Source organism: Streptomyces sp. WAC05292 (assembly GCF_003949955.1).
Classification (GTDB): Bacteria; Actinomycetota; Actinomycetes; order Streptomycetales; family Streptomycetaceae; genus Streptomyces; species Streptomyces globosus.
The window spans coordinates 1-19240 of the sequence record NZ_RPSE01000037.1 but is presented as its reverse complement, the minus strand read 5'-3'; the positions used below and the strand labels follow the sequence as shown (position 1 = coordinate 19240).

Annotated in this window: 15 protein-coding genes and 2 pseudogenes; 12 read left to right on the top strand and 5 right to left on the bottom strand. The window is 74.0% G+C overall.

The features are described from left to right. The first annotated feature begins 80 nt into the window (after positions 1 to 80). The 8 genes and pseudogenes from EF903_RS07350 to EF903_RS07315 all read left to right on the top strand — a co-directional run bounded on the left by EF903_RS07350 (position 81) and on the right by EF903_RS07315 (position 7445). A complete protein-coding gene (locus EF903_RS07350; RefSeq protein WP_125542091.1) occupies positions 81 to 512 on the top strand; it encodes a pyridoxamine 5'-phosphate oxidase family protein in 432 nt (143 codons plus the stop codon). A gap of 97 nt (positions 513 to 609) precedes the next feature. Continuing rightward, positions 610 to 1233: pseudogene (locus tag EF903_RS07345) on the top strand (molybdopterin-dependent oxidoreductase); the annotation flags it as partial. 2 nt (positions 1234 to 1235) lie between these two features. Beyond that, positions 1236 to 1610: pseudogene (locus EF903_RS07340) on the top strand (nitrate reductase molybdenum cofactor assembly chaperone); the annotation flags it as partial. Beyond that, positions 1607 to 2392 carry a respiratory nitrate reductase subunit gamma gene (narI, locus tag EF903_RS07335; RefSeq protein WP_125542089.1) on the top strand — a complete coding sequence of 262 codons (786 nt, stop codon included), beginning with the start codon at positions 1607 to 1609 and terminating at the stop codon, positions 2390 to 2392. The pseudogene EF903_RS07340 and the gene narI, both read left to right, overlap by 4 nt. 246 nt (positions 2393 to 2638) lie before the next feature. Then, complete coding sequence (locus tag EF903_RS07330) at positions 2639 to 3862, top strand: arginine deiminase (protein ID WP_125542088.1); 1224 nt, start codon at positions 2639 to 2641, stop codon at positions 3860 to 3862. 77 nt (positions 3863 to 3939) lie between these two features. Next, positions 3940 to 4941, top strand: a complete 1002-nt coding sequence (argF, locus tag EF903_RS07325) for an ornithine carbamoyltransferase (protein ID WP_125542086.1) — start codon at positions 3940 to 3942, stop codon at positions 4939 to 4941. A 30-nt stretch (positions 4942 to 4971) separates the two neighbouring features. Further along, positions 4972 to 5925 (top strand): carbamate kinase, encoded by a 954-nt coding sequence (locus EF903_RS07320; protein ID WP_125542084.1) that lies wholly within the window; start codon positions 4972 to 4974, stop codon positions 5923 to 5925. After that, entirely contained in the window at positions 5922 to 7445 is a 1524-nt protein-coding gene (locus tag EF903_RS07315) for a YfcC family protein (protein ID WP_125542083.1), read from the top strand. Before EF903_RS07320 ends, EF903_RS07315 begins: the two co-directional genes overlap by 4 nt. 137 nt (positions 7446 to 7582) lie before the next feature. Here EF903_RS07315 and EF903_RS07310 read toward each other — a convergent pair whose 3' ends face one another. The 3 genes from EF903_RS07310 to EF903_RS07300 form a co-directional block, all read right to left on the bottom strand. Beyond that, positions 7583 to 8509 carry a universal stress protein gene (locus EF903_RS07310; RefSeq protein WP_125542082.1) on the bottom strand — a complete coding sequence of 309 codons (927 nt, stop codon included), beginning with the start codon at positions 8507 to 8509 and terminating at the stop codon, positions 7583 to 7585. Between the two features lie 78 nt (positions 8510 to 8587). Then, positions 8588 to 9394, bottom strand: coding sequence for an HPF/RaiA family ribosome-associated protein (locus tag EF903_RS07305; protein WP_125542080.1), 807 nt, complete (start codon positions 9392 to 9394; stop codon positions 8588 to 8590). 219 nt (positions 9395 to 9613) lie between these two features. Continuing rightward, entirely contained in the window at positions 9614 to 10309 is a 696-nt protein-coding gene (locus EF903_RS07300; protein WP_260614932.1) for a CBS domain-containing protein, read from the bottom strand. Positions 10310 to 10806: 497 nt separating this feature from the next. On the opposite strand from EF903_RS07300, the gene adhE reads away from it, so the two are divergent. Together adhE and EF903_RS07290 are read left to right on the top strand one after the other, a co-directional pair. Further along, positions 10807 to 13464, top strand: coding sequence for a bifunctional acetaldehyde-CoA/alcohol dehydrogenase (gene adhE, locus EF903_RS07295; RefSeq protein ID WP_125542079.1), 2658 nt, complete (start codon positions 10807 to 10809; stop codon positions 13462 to 13464). Positions 13465 to 13558: 94 nt separating this feature from the next. Then, a complete protein-coding gene (locus EF903_RS07290; RefSeq protein WP_399420312.1) occupies positions 13559 to 15256 on the top strand; it encodes a GAF domain-containing protein in 1698 nt (565 codons plus the stop codon). A gap of 142 nt (positions 15257 to 15398) precedes the next feature. Here the strand turns inward: EF903_RS07290 and EF903_RS07285 are convergent, their stop codons facing one another. Next, positions 15399 to 15863 carry a pyridoxamine 5'-phosphate oxidase family protein gene (locus EF903_RS07285; protein WP_125542077.1) on the bottom strand — a complete coding sequence of 155 codons (465 nt, stop codon included), beginning with the start codon at positions 15861 to 15863 and terminating at the stop codon, positions 15399 to 15401. 271 nt (positions 15864 to 16134) lie between these two features. Here EF903_RS07285 and EF903_RS07280 point away from each other — a divergent pair, with 271 nt between their 5' ends. Next, entirely contained in the window at positions 16135 to 16860 is a 726-nt protein-coding gene (locus tag EF903_RS07280) for a response regulator transcription factor (RefSeq protein WP_125542076.1), read from the top strand. Positions 16861 to 16962: 102 nt separating this feature from the next. Here the strand turns inward: EF903_RS07280 and EF903_RS07275 are convergent, their stop codons facing one another. Continuing rightward, entirely contained in the window at positions 16963 to 17832 is an 870-nt protein-coding gene (locus EF903_RS07275; RefSeq protein WP_125542074.1) for a universal stress protein, read from the bottom strand. A 379-nt stretch (positions 17833 to 18211) separates the two neighbouring features. Here EF903_RS07275 and EF903_RS07270 point away from each other — a divergent pair, with 379 nt between their 5' ends. After that, positions 18212 to 19081, top strand: a complete 870-nt coding sequence (locus EF903_RS07270) for a universal stress protein (protein WP_125542073.1) — start codon at positions 18212 to 18214, stop codon at positions 19079 to 19081. The last annotated feature ends 159 nt before the right edge of the window (positions 19082 to 19240 follow it).

The window sequence follows — 19240 nt, the reverse complement described above, 5'->3', positions numbered from 1 at the left end:
AGGCGCCCACGGCATCCGGAAACGCGAGGTGGGGGGGCCGGTCGGCCCTAGGCACGCCGACCACCCCCGAGGACGATGGACTGATGCAGAACGATGGCTTTCGCGCACTGGACCGGCAGGAGTGCCTGCGTCTGATGGCCAAGGTGCCGGTCGGCCGTGTCGTGTACACCCGGCACGCGCTGCCCGCCGTGATGCCCGTCAACTTCTCCCTGGACGCGGATGCCTCCGTGCTGCTGTGCACCTCGCCGGCCTCGGAGCTCGTCGGCGCCGTCGACGGCGTAGTGGTCGCCTTCGAGGCGGACGAATTCGATGCGGCGGCCCGGTCCGGCTGGAGCGTCGTCATCACCGGGCGTGCCGCCCTGGTGACCGATCCCGCCGAGCACGAGCGGCTGGTACAGCAGGGCCCCCGGTCCTGGATGCCCTCACGGGACAGCGTGTTCGTGCGGATCGCCTGCGAGATGGTCACGGGACGCGAGCTCACCGGCCGGCCGGATCCGGCACCGGGGCCATAGGTCCCTGCCGCGACCGGCCCGACGGGGCCGGACGGCCGTGCGGCGGGGACCGCGAGCCCCGGGTGCGCCGGGGCGGCGCCGCCTAGCGTTCCCGGGCATGGAGAACGATCGAAGCGCAGCGCGTCAGGCGCCGGCCGCCGGTGAAAGCCGGCTGCTGGCGACCCGCAGGCTGCTCACGCGCAGCGAGGTGTCGGCCGACGGGCGCGCCGTTTTCGGCGCCGTCGACGGCAAGTGGGAGGGCTTCTACCGGGACCGGTGGGCGCACGACAGGGTCGTGCGCTCGACGCACGGGGTGAACTGCACGGGTTCGTGTTCGTGGATGGTGTACGTCAAGGACGGCATCATCACCTGGGAGCACCAGGCCACCGACTACCCGTCGATCGGCGCCGACTGCCCCGAGTACGAGCCGCGCGGCTGCCCGCGCGGAGCGTCGTTCTCCTGGTACACCTACTCGCCCGGCCGGGTGCGCTACCCGTACGTGCGCGGTGCGCTGCTGAAACTGTGGCGCGAGGCCCGCAGGCGGCTCGGCGATCCGGTGGCGGCCTGGGCCGAGATCACGAGCGACCCGGCGAAGGCACGGGCGTACAAGAAGGCCCGGGGCAAGGGCGGCCTGGTGCGCGCCGACTGGCAGGAGGTCACCGAGCTGATCGCCGCCGCCCAGGTGCACACCGTCAAGGCGTACGGCCCCGACCGGGTCGCGGGCTTCTCCCCCATCCCCAGCGGGGAGAACTGCCCGACCACTTGCCGGTCGTCCTGGAGTTCGCGTCCCTGGCGGGGCCGGGAGCGGGCGAGGCACCGCTGCGCCGGCACCGGCGGGGGCTGGAACTGATCCACCGGGCCCTGACCGACTCGGACTCCCCCTACCGGCACGTCCTGGCCGCCCTGCTCGCCCTGCTTCCGCCGCCCACGGACGCCGACCGCGCGGCGGTGTCCCGGCTCGTCGCGGAGGGTCCGCCGAACGAGGACGTCGGCCTCGGCCCCTACGGGTCGTACGGAGGGGGCGCGTTCGCACCGCCGGGCACGTTCGCGCCGCCGGCGGCCGCCCCGCCGACATGTGTGCCGCCCGCTCCGACCAGCCGTGTGGAAGGCCCCCGATGACCGCCGTACCGACCCCCCAGGCCGCCCCGTCCACGAGCGGCGCCGACCTGCTGCTGTGGGTCGCCGTCCCCTACGTCTGCCTCGCGGTGTCCGCCGTCGGGCACGTGTGGCGCTACCGCCAGGACCAGTTCGGCTGGACCTCCCGGACCACGCAGCTCCTCGAACACCGCTGGCTCCGCCACGGCAGCCCGCTGTTCCACCTCGGCGCCTTCATGGTGATCGCCGGGCACGTCGTGGGACTCGCCGTTCCCGCATCCTGGACCGAGGCCGCCGGCATCACCGAACACGCCTACCACACGGCGGCCGTCTGGGCCGGCTCGGTGGCGGGCGTCGCGATGGTCGCCGGACTCGGGATGCTGTGCGCCCGCCGGCTGCTGACGCGGTCGATCAGGCTCGGCACCGACCGCAGCGACAAGCTGCTCTTCCCCCTGCTCTCCGCCACCGTGCTGCTGGGCATCGCCGCCACCTCCGCCCACAACGTCTTCGGCACGGGCTACGACTACCGCGCCACGGTTTCGGTCTGGTTCCGCGGCCTGTTCGCCCTTCGGCCGCACCCCGAGGCCATCGCCGGCGCCCCGCTGCTGTTCCAGCTGCACGCCCTGAGCGCCTTCCTGCTCTTCGCGGCCTGGCCCTTCACCCGGCTGGTCCACGTGTGGAGCGCGCCGATCGGATACCTGGTCCGCCCGTACCTCGTCTACCGGCGCCGGGCCGCCCCGGCCGCCGCGGCCCGGGCGGGCACGGGCCGGGCCCGGCGGGCGTCCGGCCCGCGGCGGGCCGCATGAGCGGCGGGACCGCGCCGGCGCCGGACGCGCCGGGCGGCCCAGGGGCCGAACGGCCCTGCCCGGCGGCCGGACCGGCCCTCTCCGCCGGTACCGGAGAGCCCGCCGCCGGGGACTGTTGCCGCACGGAGGGGGCGGCCCGGGAGTGACAGGGTTCAAGTGCCGCCCGAGCCCCTGTTCCGCAGAGGCCGGGCGCACGCCATGTGCCCCGATTCCGGAGGCACTTCGAACCGACCCCCCGGGGATGCCATGTCCTTCCACGTCGACTCGGAGACCGGCCGTCTGAAGCAGGTCGTCCTGCACCGGCCGGACCTGGAGCTGAAGCGCCTCACTCCCACCAACAAGGACGCGCTCCTCTTCGACGACGTCCTGTGGGTCAAGCGCGCCCGCGAGGAGCACGACGCCTTCGCCGACACGCTCCGCGACCGCGGCGTGCGCGTCCACCTCCTCGCGGACCTGCTGGCCGAGACGCTGGCGCTGCCCGCCGCCCGGCAGCTGGTCATGGACCGCGTCTTCGACGAGCGGGAGTTCGGGGTCCTGGCCACCGACCGCCTCCGGGCGTACTTCGATTCCCTCGAGCCGGCCGCCCTGACCGCATGCCTCATCGGTGGTGTCACCAAGCGGGAACTGCTGGAGCGGACCGGCACCCTGCCGAGCGTCCGGCTCCACGCCATGGCGCCCGACGACTTCCTGCTCGCACCGCTGCCCAACCACCTCTTCACCCGCGACACCTCGTGCTGGGCGTACGACGGCGTGAGCATCAACCCGATGAGCAAGCGGGCCCGCCGCCGGGAGACGGTCCACTTCGAGGCCGTCTACGGGCACCACCCCCTCTTCGCCAAGGGCGAGTTCCACCGCTGGACCGACGGCGAAGGGGCCTACCCGGCCGCCATCGAGGGCGGGGACGTGCTCGTCATCGGCAACGGCGCGGTGCTCGTCGGCATGAGCGAGCGCACCACCCCGCAGGCCGTGGAGAACCTGGCCCTGCGCATGTTCGCCGCCGGCTCCGCCCGCCGGGTGGTGGCGCTCGACATGCCCAAGCGCCGCAGCTTCATGCATCTGGACACCGTGATGACGATGGTCAGCGGTGACACCTTCACCCGTTACGCCGGCCTGGGCATGCTGCCGGCGTCCACGATCACACCCGGCCCGGGCGGGCAGGGGCTGACGATCACGGACCACGCGCCCGAGGACATGGACCATGCCATCGCGGACGCCCTGGGGTTCGCGTCCGTCAACGTGCTCACGCCCGGCCAGGACGTCCGGTCGGCCGAGCGGGAGCAGTGGGACGACGGCTGCAACGTGCTGGCCGTGGAGCCGGGGGTGGTCGTCGCCTACGAGCGCAACGTCACCACCAACACGCACCTGCGCAGGAACGGGATCGAGGTCATCACCGTGCGCGGGAGCGAGCTCGGCCGGGGCCGCGGCGGCCCGCGGTGCATGAGCTGCCCCATCGAACGAGAAGCCGTCTGACGCCCCGCGGCTGTCCGCCGCCCTGCCGCCGCCCCCTGCCCGCCACGCACGCCACGCACGCCACGAGGAGTTCACGCATGTCCGTCGACCTGAGCCACCGCACCTTCCTCAAGGAACTCGACTTCACCCCGGAGGAGTTCCGCCACCTGCTGGAGCTGTCCGCACGGATCAAGGAGGCCCGCCGCAGCGGTCGTGAGGAGCAGCGGCTGCGCGGCAGGAACATCGCCGTCATCTTCGAGAAGACCTCGACCCGCACCCGCTGCGCCTTCGAAGTGGCCGCCCACCAGCAGGGCGCGCACGTGACCTACCTCGATCCGGCCGGTTCGCAGCTCGGACACAAGGAGTCGGTCAAGGACACCGCCCGGGTGCTGGGCCGCTACTACGACGGCATCGAGTACCGGGGCAGCGACCAGCGCCTCGTGGAGGAACTGGCCCGCCACGCCGGCGTGCCGGTGTGGAACGGGCTGACCGACCAGTGGCACCCCACCCAGTCCCTCGCCGACGTGCTCACCATGTGGGAGCACACCGACAAGCCGCTGGACCAGGTGTCCTTCGCCTACCTGGGGGACGCCCGCAACAACGTCGGCAACTCGCTGCTGATCACCGCGGCCATGCTCGGCATGGACGTGCGCATGGTCGGGCCCGGCTCGTTGCACAACGCCCCGGACGTGGTCGAGGAGGCCCGCAAGGCGGCGGCCGGGACAGGCGCGCGGATCACGCTCACCGAGGACGTGGCCGAAGGCGTGGCCGGGGTGGACTTCGTCTACACCGACGTATGGCTGTCGATGGGGGAACCGCCGGAGCTGTGGGACGAACGCATCGCCCTGCTGAAGCCCTACCAGGTGACCTCCGCGGTCCTCCGGGCAACCGGCAACCCGCGGGTGAAGTTCATGCACTGCCTGCCCGCCTTCCACGACAGCGACACCACCGTCGGCGCGAAGATCGCCGCCCGCACCGGCATGACCGCGCTGGAGGTCACCGACGAGGTCTTCGAGTCCTCGCACTCCATCGTGTTCGACCAGGCCGAGAACCGGCTCCACACCATCAAGGCGGTCCTGGTCGCCACCCTCGCCGGCTGACCCCGACCACCCACACCCCGGAGAACACTCATGCGTGTCGTCGTCGCCCTGGGGGGCAACGCCCTGCTCCGACGCGGGGAGCGGCCGGACGCCGCGGTGCAGCTCGCCAACGTCCGCGCCGCCGTGGCCGCCCTCGCCCCGCTCGCCCGTGACCACGAGCTGGTGATCACCCACGGCAACGGTCCCCAGGTCGGCGTCCTGGCCCTGGAAAGCGCCGCGGACCGCTCCCTGAGCAGCCCGTACCCCTTCGACGTGCTGGGCGCGGAGACCCAGGGCATGATCGGCTACTGGCTGCTGCAGTCCCTGCAGAACGCCCTGCCCGGCCGGCAGGTGTGCGCCCTGCTGAACCAGACCCTCGTCTCGGCGGCCGATCCGGCCTTCGCCGACCCGGCCAAGTTCGTCGGCCCCGTCTACGGACGGGAGGAGGCCGAACGGCTGGCCGCCGACCGGGGCTGGACGGTCCGGCAGGACGGCGCGCACTGGCGGCGCGTCGTGCCCTCGCCCCGCCCGCAGCGGGTCGTGGAGACCCGGCTGATCCGGCTGCTGCTCGAGTCGGGGGCCGTGGCCGTGTGCGCCGGGGGCGGCGGCGTACCGGTCGTCCGCGACGAACAGGGCCGGCTGGCCGGCGTCGAGGCCGTGGTGGACAAGGACCTCACCGCCGCCCTCCTGGCCGAGGCCCTCGACGCCGACGCCCTGCTGCTCCTCACCGACGTCCCCCACGTCTCGCTCCACTACGGCACCCCCGGCGCCGAACCCATCGGCCGGACCACTCCCGCGGCGCTCCGCGCCCGGCACTTTCCGGCGGGATCGATGGGCCCCAAGGTCGACGCCGCGTGCCGGTTCGTGGAACTCACCGGCGGCACGGCCGCCATCGGTGCCCTTCAGGACGCCCGCGCCGTGCTCGACGGGAGCGCCGGCACCGTCGTCACACCCACCGGCCGCGACCTCGACCGCCGCCCCGACACCCGTGAGGACCTCGCGTGAGCACCGACACACCCCCCAGAGCCCCCGAGCCCGCCACCGGCGGCGCCGACACGGCGTCCGCGAAGCGGCGCTGGTCCTTCCCCTCCGCGTTCACCGTCCTGGTCGCGGTCACGGTCATGGTCTGGGCCCTGACCTTCGTCCTGCCCGCAGGCCGCTACGACACCAGGGACGGCAGCCCCGTCCCCGGCACCTACCGGCCGGTTGAGGTGGCCACCGGCTTCCGGGAGCGGCTCACGGACCTGTTCCTCGCCCCCGTCAACGGCCTGTACGGCGTCACCGACCCCCAGAGCGGCCTCACCGCGCCGGGCGCCACCGGCACCTTCGCCGGCGCCGCCGGGGTGTTCCTCTTCATCCTGGCGGTCGGCGCCTTCATCACCGTCACGATGCGCACCGGAGCCCTCGACGCCGGAGTCGCACGCCTGGCCCGACGCCTGCGCCACCACCGGTCGGTACTGCTCGTCGTCCTGATGGCGGTGTTCTCCCTCGGCGGCACCACCTACGGCATGGCGGAGGAGACCCTCGGCTTCTACGGGCTCATGGTCCCCCTGATGCTCAGCCTGGGCTACGACCGCATGGTCGCCGCGACCGTCATCATGGTCGGCGCCGGAGTCGGCACCCTCGCGTCCACCGTCAACCCGTTCGCCACCGGAGTGGCCTCCGACAGCGCGGGCATCGGCACCGGGGAGGGCATCCTGCTGCGCCTGGCGATGTGGGTCTGCCTGACGGCCCTGGCCGCCACGTACGTGCTGCGCTACGCCCGCCGCATCGCCGCCGAGCCCGCCCGCTCCCTGACGCCGCCCGCCGAGGACGACCAGCGCCTCCGGGCGGAGGGGGGCGGCCGGGCGGACCTCACCGGCCGTCACCGCGTCGTCCTGGGCCTCTTCGCGGCCACCTTCCTCTTCATGATCTTCGCCGTGGTCCCCTGGGCCGACCTGCACGTCGCCTTCCTGCCCACGCTCGGCTGGTACTTCCCCGAACTCGCCGCCCTGTTCCTCGTCTCGGCCGTCCTCGTCGGGCTGGTCGGAGGCCTGCGGGAGAAGGGCACGGCAGAGGCCGTCACCGCCGGCGCGGGAGACTTCATCGGCGCGGCGATCATCGTCATGCTGGCCAGGGGCGTCACCGTCATCATGAACAACGCCGGCGTCACCGACACCATCCTCGACGCCCTGCACAGCGCGGTGTCGGGCACGTCGTCCGGGGTGTTCGCCGTCCTGATGTTCGGGGTGAACCTCCCCCTGGCGTTCTTCGTCCCCTCCTCCTCCGGCCACGCCGCCCTCGCGATGCCCATCCTGGCGCCGCTGGCCGACCTCGCCGGAGTCAGCCGGGCCCTGGTGGTCACCGCCTACCAGTCGGCCTCGGGATGGGTGAACCTCATCACCCCCACCTCCGCCGTGGTCATGGGCGGCCTCGCCCTCGCCAAGGTCCGCTACGACCAGTACCTGCGCTTCATGGCCCCCCTCATGGGCCTGCTGCTGGTGGCGGTCGCGGGCTTCCTGGCCCTCGGCGCGGCGGTGGGCTGAGCCCCTGCTCCGCGGTACCGGCACCGAACGGCCGGGGCGGGGTTCGGCCGCTTCCCCCTGGAGGGAAGCGGCCGAACCCCGCCCCGGCGAACCGGCACACCCCGGTCCGGCGCCGTCATGCCGGCTGCGGCCGACGGTCAGGGGTGCGGCACCACCGCCACGGGAGCCGCGGCGCGGTGCAGCACCGCATGGGTGACCGGGCCGATGTGCGTGCCGATCGCCGCGCGGCGTACCCGCCGTCCCAAGACCATCAGCGACGCGTCCTTCGAGGCGTCCACGAGGTGGTCGGCGGCCCGGCCCACCACGCACTGCTCCTTGACGCCGACGTCGGGGAACCTGCCCCGCCACGGCCGCAGCGCGTCGCCGAGCGCGCCCGCTTCGCGCAGTCCCCACGCGACTGCGTGTCCGGGATCGCCGGCCTCGGGGTCGTATCCGGACACGACCGGTGCGTCCCACCCGTGGACGACCCGCAGGGCGGCCCCGCGTGCGGCGGCCGCGGAGAAGGCGTACTCGATCAGCTCGTCGCACGGCCCGGCGAGGTCGAGCCCCAGCACCACGTCGAGGTGGGGCGCCGGGCCGGTCGGACCGCCCGCGCGCCGCTTGCCGTCCTCGCCCCGTTCGCCGGCCCGCACGACGACGACAGGCCGCTCGGCGTGCGCGACGACGGGCATCGACACCGATCCGGCGAGGAAGCCGCCCACGGCACCCAGCCCCCGGGAACCCAGCACCAGGACCTCGGCCTTCTTCGCTGCGGCGAGCAGCACCTCCACGGGACGGCCGGAGACCTGCTCGACGCCGACACGCAGACCGGGGTGGTCCTCGCGCAGCCGGTCGGCCGCGTCCCGCGGGACGCGCTCGGCCCCGTGCCGAGTGGCGGCGGCGTCGCCGAGCGCGGTGTCCGCCCCCGTGAACGGGGCGTGGGCGAAGCCCGTCGTCCATTCCTCCCGGACATGGACGACGTGCAGGGGGAGGCCGCGCAGCAGCGCCTCCCGGGCAGCCCACCGTGCGGCGGCCTGCGACTCGGCCGAGCCGTCCACAGCGGCGACGACAGTACTTGGTGACATGGATCCTCCGGGTGAGGGGACGTTTCCGTCGGGGAAGCGGCCGCGGGAGAGGCGAAGACGGCGCGGGAGCGGGGTGGTTCAGGCCGGGGGGCGGGCCGTGCCGACCGGGGCGATCAGCCCGTAGTGGCCGTCGTAGCGGTGGTAGAGCACGCTGCCTCGGCCGGTGGCCGTGTCGTGGAAGAAGACGAACGGCAGTCCGGTGAGGACCAGCCGCTCGACGGCCTCGGCCACGGTGCTCTCGGGGACGGGTACCGTGCTCACGCCCAGCAGGCCGTCCGCCTCCCGCTCCTGCCCCAGGGGGCCCAGCGACGCCAGGCGGTGGCGGCCGGTGCGGGCGTCGCGGTAGACCACGCTGTCGTACCCGGAGGCCAGGTCCGTGAAGACCCAGAAGTCGTGGTCCATCGACTCCAGGTCGATCACGGCGTCCTCGGGCGTCTGCCGGGTCGGGCTGACCGCCTTGTACCGCTCGATGCGGCGCTCGCCGGCCGGCAGGTGCCGGCGGTGCGGACGGTGCTGGTGGCCCGCGCCGTCCCACGGCTCGTTAACGGTGCCGGGGAGCCCTCGCGAGCCGTGTCGCCGTGCCCGGGCCAGCCGCACGGCCAGACGCTCCTGCAACAGGTCGACCGCCTCGAACACGGTGCTCGCGGCCACGTGGGCCCGTACCGGGCGGCCGTTCACGTCGACCACGGCCTGGGCCTCGGCCGGGCGGGCCGCCGAACCGTTCACCGTCTGGGTGAGCTTCACCCGGGCGGCCAACACCGGTTCGCTGACGTGGTCGAGGGTTGCGAGCACCTTCTCCCGTGCGTAGGCGTCCGCACCTCGGGGCACCTGCCCTCGGCTGCGGACCTGGACGTCGACCGCCTGGCTGGTCTTGAGACCGCTCATGGGAACTCCTCCTTGGTCGCTCCCAGCCTGTCCGGCGGCGACGGCCGCCGGCAGAGCCGACCGGGCCGCCGCCGCGGTGCGACCGGTCCCCCGCGCCACCCGGCCGTCCGGGACGTACGGGCGCCCGCGGAGGGCCGTTCGGCCCGGAGCCCGCGGGCAGGCTGCTCCGGCGGGCCGGCGACGGCTGCCGGATGGACCGGCGGCCCGCCGACCGGGGGCTCAGTGCGGCCGGGGCGCACCGGAGGGCCTTCCGCCACGGCGGTCGGCCGTCAGCCGGTTGACCACCCCGACGACGCCGTCGACCCGCCACGCGGACCGGATCAGCGCCGTGGCGCCGGTGTCGGGTCCGACGGCCCCCACGAGGGTGGCGATCCCGTCCCGGACGTCGATGCGGATCGCGCCGGCGTCCCGGGCGGGACCGCTGAGGCGGACCGCTTCGGCCACGTCTGCGCGGATCTCCTCGTCGGAGCGCAGGAAGACCCGCAGGAGGTCGCGGCGTGTGGTGATGCCGATGAGCCGGTCTTCCTCGTCCACGACGGGCAGCCGGTCGATGCGGCGGCGTTCCATGATGCGCGCTGCGTCGGCCACGCGCTGCTGCGGATGCACGGTGACCGCGGGGGTGGTCATCAGCCCGGCGGCCGTCAGGGTGCGCGGGGCCGCGGGGCGGACTCGGGCGATCCGCCTCAGGGCCCGCAGCACGCGGTCCGGGCCGGACCCGGCCCGGCCGCCGGTCGCCTGCCGCCGGGTCAGGTCGGTCTGGGAGACCACGCCCATGACCTTGTCGTCGTCGTCCACCACCGGCAGGCCGCTGATGCGGTGGGACGTGAGCAGACGGGTCAGCTCCTTGAATGAGGTGTCCGGGTGTGCCCGGACGACTTCGCCGGTCATCACTTCGCCCACGGTCCGGTACGTCACCACGGTTCTCGTCTCCGTTCGCTCGGGTGGCTCCTGGCCGCCGCCGTCCGCGGCGGCGGCACCCTTCGTTCCCAGCGCGCCTTGGGTCCCCGTCCCCCCTACCGGGGGCCCTGCCACGGCAGGGCGGGGCGCTTCGCTCCCCTCACACGGGCGTCGCCACCAGCGTGGCCCGCAGGAGGGGCGGGGGAACAGAACCGGTCAGGACCTCCACGGCGGGCCGTTCGGCCCGTGGTCTGCCGGGCCGCTCGGAACGCGGCGGACGAGGGCCCAACGGCACTGGCACAGCCCCGTTCGACCCCTGCGGCGGGGCGGGGAGGAGCCCGCACGCCGGCCCGCACGCCCGCCGGGCGGGAACGGCCAAGACGCGGTCGGCGAAGACCATCGGGCCCCTCGCAGGGACCTTCGGGACCTTCGCCGCGGGCCCGCCCGGCGCCAGGCTGAAGGCACCGAGAGCGGCCCTGCGGCCCGCTGCCCCCCTCCGCATCCAGGAGCCCGCCATGACCCAGTTGACCAGCGATCGGCACGAGATCCGCGACGGCGCACCCTCGGACACGCGCATCGCCGTGGATCTGCTGGTCGACAACGCCGCCAAGGCGCTCGCCGACTTCGAGTCCCTCACCCAGGAGCAGGTCGACCACATCGTCGCCAAGGCGTCCGTCGCCGCGTTGGACCAGCACACCGCCCTGGCCCGCCTCGCGGTGGAGGAGACCGGCCGCGGGGTGTTCGAGGACAAGGCGGCGAAGAACATGTTCGCCTGCGAGCACGTCACCCACGGCATGGCCCGGACGAAGACCGTCGGCGTCATCGCGCGCGACGACATCGAGGGCATCATCGAGATCGCCGAGCCCGTCGGGGTGCTGTGCGCGCTCACCCCGGTCACCAATCCGACGTCCACCACCGTCTTCAAGGCGCTGCTGGCCCTGAAGACGCGCAACCCGGTCGTCTTCGCCTTCCACCCCTCCGCGCAGGTGTGCAGCGCCGAGGCCGCCCGCATCGTGCGGGACGCCGCCGTCGCAGCCGGTGCGCCCGAGCACTGCGTGCAGTGGATCGAGGCGCCCTCGATCGAGGCCACCGGCCTGCTCATGCACCACCCGGGCGTGGCCCTGATCCTCGCGACCGGCGGGAACAGCATGGTCAAGGCGGCCTATTCGGCGGGCAAGCCCGCCGTCGGCGTCGGCGCCGGCAACGTCCCCGCCTACGTGCACCACAGTGCGGACCTGCGCCGGGCGGTCAACGACCTGGTGCTGTCCAAGTCGTTCGACAACGGCATGATCTGCGCCTCCGAGCAGGCCGTCATCCTCGACACCGCCGTCTACGAACAGGCCCTGGACGAGTTCCGGCGCCTGCACGCCCACGTCGCGACGGCCGAGGAGAAGCGGAAGCTGGAGGCCTACCTGTTCCCGCCGGACCCCGTCGGCCGGCAGGGCCGGGTCAATCCGGCGGCCGTGGGCCAGAGCCCCGCCTGGATCGCCGAGCGGGCAGGGTTCGCGATCCCCTCCGAGACGTCGCTCATCCTGGCCGAGGCGAGCCGCGTCGGGCCCGACGAGCCGCTGACCCGGGAGAAGCTCTGCCCGGTCCTCGCCGTCCTGCGGGCCGGCTCGACCGAGGAGGGCTTCGACCTCGCGGCCGACATGGTCGACTTCCACGGCCAGGGCCACAGCGCGGTGATCCACACCGGCGACCCGGCCCTCGCCGAGCGCTACGGCCGCCGCATGAAGACGGTACGGGTCATCGTCAACTCCCCTTCGTCGCAGGGGGCGATCGGCGGCATCTACAACCGCCTGCTCCCCTCCCTCACCCTGGGCTGCGGCTCCTGGGGCAGCACGTCGGTCTCCGACAACGTCTCCGCCGCCCAGCTGCTCAACATCAAGCGCGTCACCACCCGGCAGAACAACCTGCAGTGGTTCAAGGTGCCGCCGAAGATCTACTTCGAGCCGCAGGCCATCCGCTACCTCGCGGCGATGCCCGACGTGCACCGGGTCACCGTGGTCACCGACGCCACCATGACCCGGCTCGGCTACGTCGACCGCGTCAGCCGCGTCCTGCAGCAGCGGGAGCACCCGGTGACCATCCAGGTCGTCGACGACGTCGAACCCGAGCCCAGCATCGCCTCCGTGCAGCGCGGTGCCGCGCTCATGCGCGACTTCCGCCCGGACACCATCATCGCCCTGGGCGGCGGATCGCCCATGGACGCGGCGAAGGTGATGTGGCTGCTGTACGAGCACCCGGACGTCGACTTCGCCGACATGCGGCAGAAGTTCTCCGACATCCGCAAGCGGGCCTTCCGCTTCCCCGTACCGGGTGAGCGGGCCCGACTGGTCTGCGTGCCCACCACCTCGGGCACCGGCGCCGAGGTCACCCCCTTCGCGGTGATCTCGGACCCGGCCACCGGCAAGAAGTACCCGCTCGCCGACTACGCCCTGACACCCAGTGTCGCCATCGTCGACCCCGTCCTGACCGCCGGCCTGCCCCCCTCGCTCGCGGCCGACAGCGGCTTCGACGCCCTCACGCACGCCACCGAGGCGTACGTGTCGGTCTACGCCAACGACTTCACCGACGGCCTGGCGCTGCACGCCGTCAAGCTGGTCTTCGAGAACCTTCAGACCGCCGTCACCGGGCAGGGCGCACGGCAGGCCCTGGCCCGGGAGAAGATGCACAACGCGGGCACCATCGCCGGCATGGCCTTCGGCAACGCCTTCCTCGGCGTCGTCCACGCCATGTCCCACACGCTGGGCGCCACGTTCCACATCGCCCACGGCCGGACGAACGCGATCCTGCTGCCGCACGTGATCCGCTACAACGGCAGCGTTCCCGTCAAGCTCACCGGGTGGCCGAAGTACGAGAGCTACCGGGCGCCCGAACGCTTCCAGGACATCGCCCGAGCCCTCGGCCTGCCGGCCGCCACCCCCGCCGAGGGCGTGGCCTCCTACGCCGCCGCGGTGGAGCGCCTGCGCGACGCGGTCGGCATCGAGCCGTCCTTCCGCGCGCTGGGCATCGACGAGACGGCGTTCGTCACGGCCCTCCCCCGACAGGCGCTGAACGCCTACGAGGACCAGTGCGCACCGGCCAACCCGCGCATGCCGATGCTCGACGAGATGGAGGACATCATGCGCGCCGCCTACTACGCCGGCCCCCGGCCGCTGCCCTTGGTCTGACCCTCCGGCCACCCGCACGGCCGATAGGCTGTCCCGGTACGGGCGGGTGGAAGACGGAGGAGGCCCAGTGGGCGTGGAGGAGCCGTTGTCGCGGATGCCTCAGATGCGGCTCGACGAGTTGCTGGAGGAGCTTCAGGCGCGCATCAACGCCGCGCGGGGCACCCGTGACCGGGTGCACAGCCTGCTGGAGGCGGTCGTCTCGGTCGGCCGCGAACTGGATCTCTCGCAGGTGCTGCGTCGGATCGTGGAAGCCGCCGCCGTGCTCGTCGACGCCCGGTACGCGGCGCTGGGGGTGATCGGCCCGGACGGCCGCACCCTGTCGCAGTTCCTCACCGTCGGGCTGACGGAGGAGGAGATCGCCAGGATCGGGCCGCTGCCGGCCGGGCACGGCATCCTCGGCGAGCTCATCCGCCACCCGGAGCCGCTGCGCCTGACGGACCTCGGCGCCCACGAGGCCTCCTACGGCTTCCCGGCCCACCATCCGCCGATGCGTACGTTCCTCGGTGTGCCGATCCGCGTCCGCGAGGAGGTCTTCGGCAACCTGTACCTGACCGACAAGCACGGCGGCATGGACTTCGACGCCGAGGACGAGTCGGTGATATCGACCCTCTCCGTCGCCGCCGGCGTCGCCATCGACAACGCCCGGCTGTACGAGGCGTCGCAGCGCCAGCAGCGGTGGCTGCGGGCCGGTTCGGAGATCACCAACAGCCTGCTCTCCGGCAATCCCCGGCTCGCGGTCCTGGCGCTGATCGCCCGCCGCGCCCAGGAGATCACGGAGGCGGCGCTCGCCGACGTGTCCGTGCCCGTCCCCGGGACGGACGACCTGGTCGTCGAGCTGGCCATGGGCGTCGACGACGAGACGCGGCGCGGTCTGGTGGTACCGGTCGAAGGCACCCTCTCCGGCGCCGCCTACCAGGCCGGTGCGCCCGTGAGCACGGTCTCCCTCGCCGAGGACGACCGCTTCACGGCCGGGCCGCGCCGCTTCGACGGCATGGGCCCGGCGGTGGCCGTCCCCCTGGGCACGGCCGCCAAGGACACCCGGGGCGTGCTGCTGCTGGCCCGGCGCCGCGGGGAGCCGGTCTTCACCGAGGCGGAGCTGGAGCCGCTGCTGGCCTTCGCGGGACAGGCCGCGCTCGCCCTGGAGCTGGCCGAACGCCGCAGCGACGCCGAGCAGCTCGCGCTCCTGGAGGACCGCGACCGCATCGCCCGCGACCTGCACGACCTGGCCATCCAGCGGCTGTTCGCGACCGGCATGACCCTGCAGAGCGCCGCACGGCTCGTCCAACACGAGGGCGCCGCGGAGCGCGTCTCGCGCGCGGTCGGGGACCTCGACGAGACCATCAAGATCATCCGCTCCACCATCTTCGGCCTGCGCGCCCGTGAGGAGGACGCCGGGCCCAGCCTGCGCGCCCGCGTGGCCCGCGCCGTGGGCGAGACGGCGACCACCCTCGGGTTCCCGCCCCGCCTGAGCATGGAGGGCCTCCTCGACACCGACGTCCCCCCGCAGGTGGCCGATCACGTCACGGCTGCCCTGACCGAGATGCTCAGCAACGCCGCCCGCCACGCGCACGCCACGCGCGTCGAGGTCGCCCTGCAGGCCACGTCCGACGAAGTCGTCCTCACCGTGACGGACAACGGACGGGGCATCCCCGCCGACGGCAGGCGCAGCGGCCTCGGCAACCTCGAAGAGCGAGCGCGCGGCGTGGGCGGAACCCTGGAGATCGGGTGCCCGGACCAGGGCGGCAGCCGGCTGGTGTGGCGCGCGCCCCTCACGCCCGGCCCGCGTGGCTGACGGCGGGCGTCCGGTGAGGGGGCGGGGACGGCGGCGTGTCCGCGGCCCCGCCCACGCTCCCGGGGCCACCGCGGAGCAGGTGTGCGGTCGCGGCGGGGCGTCCGCGGCCGCAGGCCGCACCGGCCGAAGCGGCGGGCAGGGTCTAGACGGTGAGTTCCAGGCCCGTCACCAGGTCCGGCCGGATCCGCAGCGCGGAACGCATGGCCGGGTGTTCCACCCACGGGCGCAGACGGGCGGCGAAGCGCGCGAGCTCCTCTTCGTCGGTGACGCGGTGGGCGTATCCGGTGACGACCACGCTCCAGCCGGTGTGCCTCTCGGGGTCGATGACGTCCGCCTCGTAGGCCACCACGACACCGGCGGCCTGGGTGGGCGCCACGATCGAGGCGAGCGCGGCGCCGTCGTGCAGCCGGACGATGATGTCCTCGCCGTCCATCAGGTGGTTGACCGGGCGGACGGCCGGCAGGGCCTGGTGCGTGAAGACGATGCGCCCGAGCGAGACGCTGCCGAGCAGCCGCAGGGCCTCGGCACGGCCGAGTTGCCCCATCCGCCGGGGCGCCACCGCCTCACGGCGGTCGTCCACCGCGGTGTGCGCGGCTTCGTCCTTCATCGTGCCCACCTTCTGCTCCCGTCCGGTCCCGGGCGACTTCGCTGCCTCCGGCCAGCGTCCCTCGTCAGACGGTGCCCCAGTAGGGCCGAACGGACCTTTCAGGGTGCGGTTCCGCCACCGCCGCAGGGCGGGTCCCTGCGGCGTGGCGGGCGAAGGTGCGGGGCACGGGCGCGGCACGAGGGCCATCCGGCCCTGGCCGGGGACCCGTTCACACGGCACGATGCGTGGGAAGCCCTTGCGGGCGGAGAATTCGGCGAACACGGAGTGTGCGATGACGGACAGCAGCGGCGGCCTCGGCGAGAAGGAACCGGTCAGGGTCTTCCTTCTCGACGACCATGAGGTGGTGCGCCGCGGTGTGCACGACCTGTTGGACGCCGAGCCGGACCTGACCGTGGTCGGGGAGGCGGGCACGGCCGAGCAGGCACTCGTGCGGGTGCCCGCGCTGCGCCCGCAGGTCGCCGTCCTCGACGTGCGTCTGCCGGACGGAGACGGGGTGAGCGTCTGCCGGGAGCTGCGCTCGCGCATGCCCGACCTGGCCTGTCTGATGCTGACGTCCTTCGACGACGAGGAGGCGCTGCTCGACGCGATCATGGCCGGCGCGTCCGGCTACGTCCTCAAGCAGATCACCGGCACGGACCTGGTCACCGCCGTGCGCACGGTCGCCTCCGGCCAGTCCATGCTCGACCCGGGCGCCACGGCCCGGGTGATGGCCCGGCTGCGGGGCGGATCGCCCCAGGAGGAGCAGCCCCAGGGGCTTCCCAGCCTGACGGAGCGGGAGAGGGAGATCCTCGCCCTCGTGGGGGAAGGGCTGACGAACCGGGAGATCGGCAAGCGGCTGTACCTGGCGGAGAAAACCGTCAAGAACAACATCTCCCGGCTGCTGGCCAAGCTGGGCGTGGAGCGCCGCGTGCAGGCCGCCGTCATCGCCACCCAGGCCCTGGCCGGGCGCGACGACCAGGGTGGTGCGGCCGGGCGCGAGGGCCGGCAGCGGGGCTGACCCCGACCGCCCTCACACGGCCGCGAGCCGGCGGCGTGAGCCCCTGCCCGAGACCCCTCGTGGGACCGGGCGGGGGCTGACGTCTGGGCAGGGGCCCGCTGGTCAGTCGTGCGGTACGACCGCGACGGGGCAGGGGGCGTGGTGGAGTGCGGCGTGGGCGACCGATCCGATGCGGGTCCCGACGGGCGCGCGGCGCGTCCGCCGGCCGACGACGAGCAGCTGCGCGTCCGACACGGCCGACAGGAGTACCTGTCCCGCACTGCCGATCTCGACGTGCTCGGTCACCGGCACGTCCGGGAACCGCTTCCGCCACGGGGCGAGCGCTTCGGCCAGCGCCTTCCTCTCGAAAGGCTCCAGTCCTCCGGCCTCGTCCACCAGGCGCATCGAGCCGGGGCGGTAGGCGAAGACCGACGGGAGGGTCCAGGCCCGCACCGCACGAAGGGCCGCGCCGCGTGCGGCCGCCTCCCCGAAGGCGAAGCCGAGGACCGCGTCGCCTTCCTCCGGGGGCCCCTGCTGGCCCACGACGATCTCGCCGCCCTTGCCCTGCGTCTTCCCGTCACGTGCGCGCACGGAGACGACGGGCCGTTTCGCGGCGGCGATCACCTGCTGACCGCAGGAGCCGAGGAGGAAGCCGGTGAGCGCCCCGTGTCCCCGTGAGCCGAGCACCAGCATCTCGGAGGCCTCGGCCTCCCTCAGCAGGGTGGCCACGGCGGTGTCCCGGACCGCTTCGGCGGTGACCTCGAGCTGCGGGTGGCGGCCGGCGACGTGGGTCTCGGCTTCCCGCAGGACGGTGTGGGCGGAGGCGGCCTGCGCCTCCTGGTCCTGGACGGCGGGGACGTCCAGCGGCTGCCAGAGCCAGGCGTGCACGATGCGCAGGGGCATGCCGCGCAGTGCGGCTTCGCGGGCCGCCCAGTCGGCCGCTGCCAGGCTTTCCGCGGAGCCGTCCACTCCTGCGGTGATGACGCCGGTCATGGGGGTGCCTCCATACGGTTCGACGGGTCCGGCCGCCTCGGCCGCCCCTTCACTGGTCTCAGCATCCGGGAGGGGCGGCGATCCGCCGAGGGCCCATCGGCCCTGACTCCCGGCCGTTCGGCCACGGCGTCGCGCCGGCCGCGGCGGGCCGCGGCCGGCCGCGGCGGCCGGGCCGTCCCGGCCGGTCGCGGGAGGTCCACCGGCCCCGCGACGGGGACCTCCGGCCCCCTGCGCGAACCACCCCTGCCGATCACTGTGAAGGGGCGGCGCCTCGAAGGGCGCCCCGAGTGCCGGACGGCCGGCTCCCCCCGGAGCCGCCGGAGACCGGCCCGCGTACGCCGCTTCCGGCCGTCCCGGCCGCCAGACCCACGGAGTCCCCATGTCCCGTACCGTCACCGTCGGCCTCGACGGGTCCCCGGAAAGCCTCGCCGGCGCGCAGTGGGCCGCGCAGGAGGCACGGCGCCGTGGCGTGCCGCTGCGGCTGCTCCGCGCCTGGAGCGTCGGCGAGGATCCCCGTACCCGTGTGGTCGACGCGGCGACGGCACGCGGATGGGGCGAGCGCACCCTCGCCATCACCGAGAGGCGGCTGCGGCGCCGCCACCCGGGCCTGGACGTGGAGACGGCGTGGGTGGCCGGCGACCCGGTGGAGGAGCTGTGCGGTGCCGCCGAGGAAGCGGAACTGCTGGTGCTCGGCTCCCGCGGTCTGGGCGGCCTGGCCGGTTTCCTCGCCGGGTCGGTCTCCCTGGCCGTGCTCGCCCGCACGCGGCGGCCCGTCGTCCTCGTCCGGCCGCACGACCCGCTGGAACCGGAAGCCGGCCGCGAGGGGGAGGTGGTGATCGGCCTGGACGTGTCCGCCCCCTGCGAGGAGTTGCTCGCCTTCGGCTTCGCCGCGGCCGACCGGTACGGCTGCGGCCTGCGGGCGGTCCACAGCTGGGCCGTGCCCGCGCTCTACGGGCCCGACACGGCCGGCGTGCTCCCGCTGCTGATGACGGAAGTCGCCGAGGACGCACGGCGGGCGCTCGACGAAGCGCTGGCCCCCTGGACGGAGAAGTTCCCGGACGTCGTGGTGGTGCGCGACTGCCGTCAGGGCCGGCCGGCTCAGGACCTGGCGGAGCTGTCGCACGACGCCCGGCTCGTCGTCGTCGGCCGCAAGGTCCGCCGGGCGCGGATCGGCACGCACATCGGGCCCGTCACCCACGCGGCCCTGCACCACTGCCTGGCGCCCGTCGCGGTCGTCCCCCACGACTGAGCCCGTCCGGGGACCGCGCGGCGTGCACCGGACCCGCCGCCCGGGAGCGGTGCCCCCTCCCCCGACCCTCCGACGCCGAAGACGAAGACGCGGCCGTGGAACACCGAAGGCGGGGCCGGGCCGCCCCGCCTTCGGTGTTCCACGGCCGCGTCTTCGTCT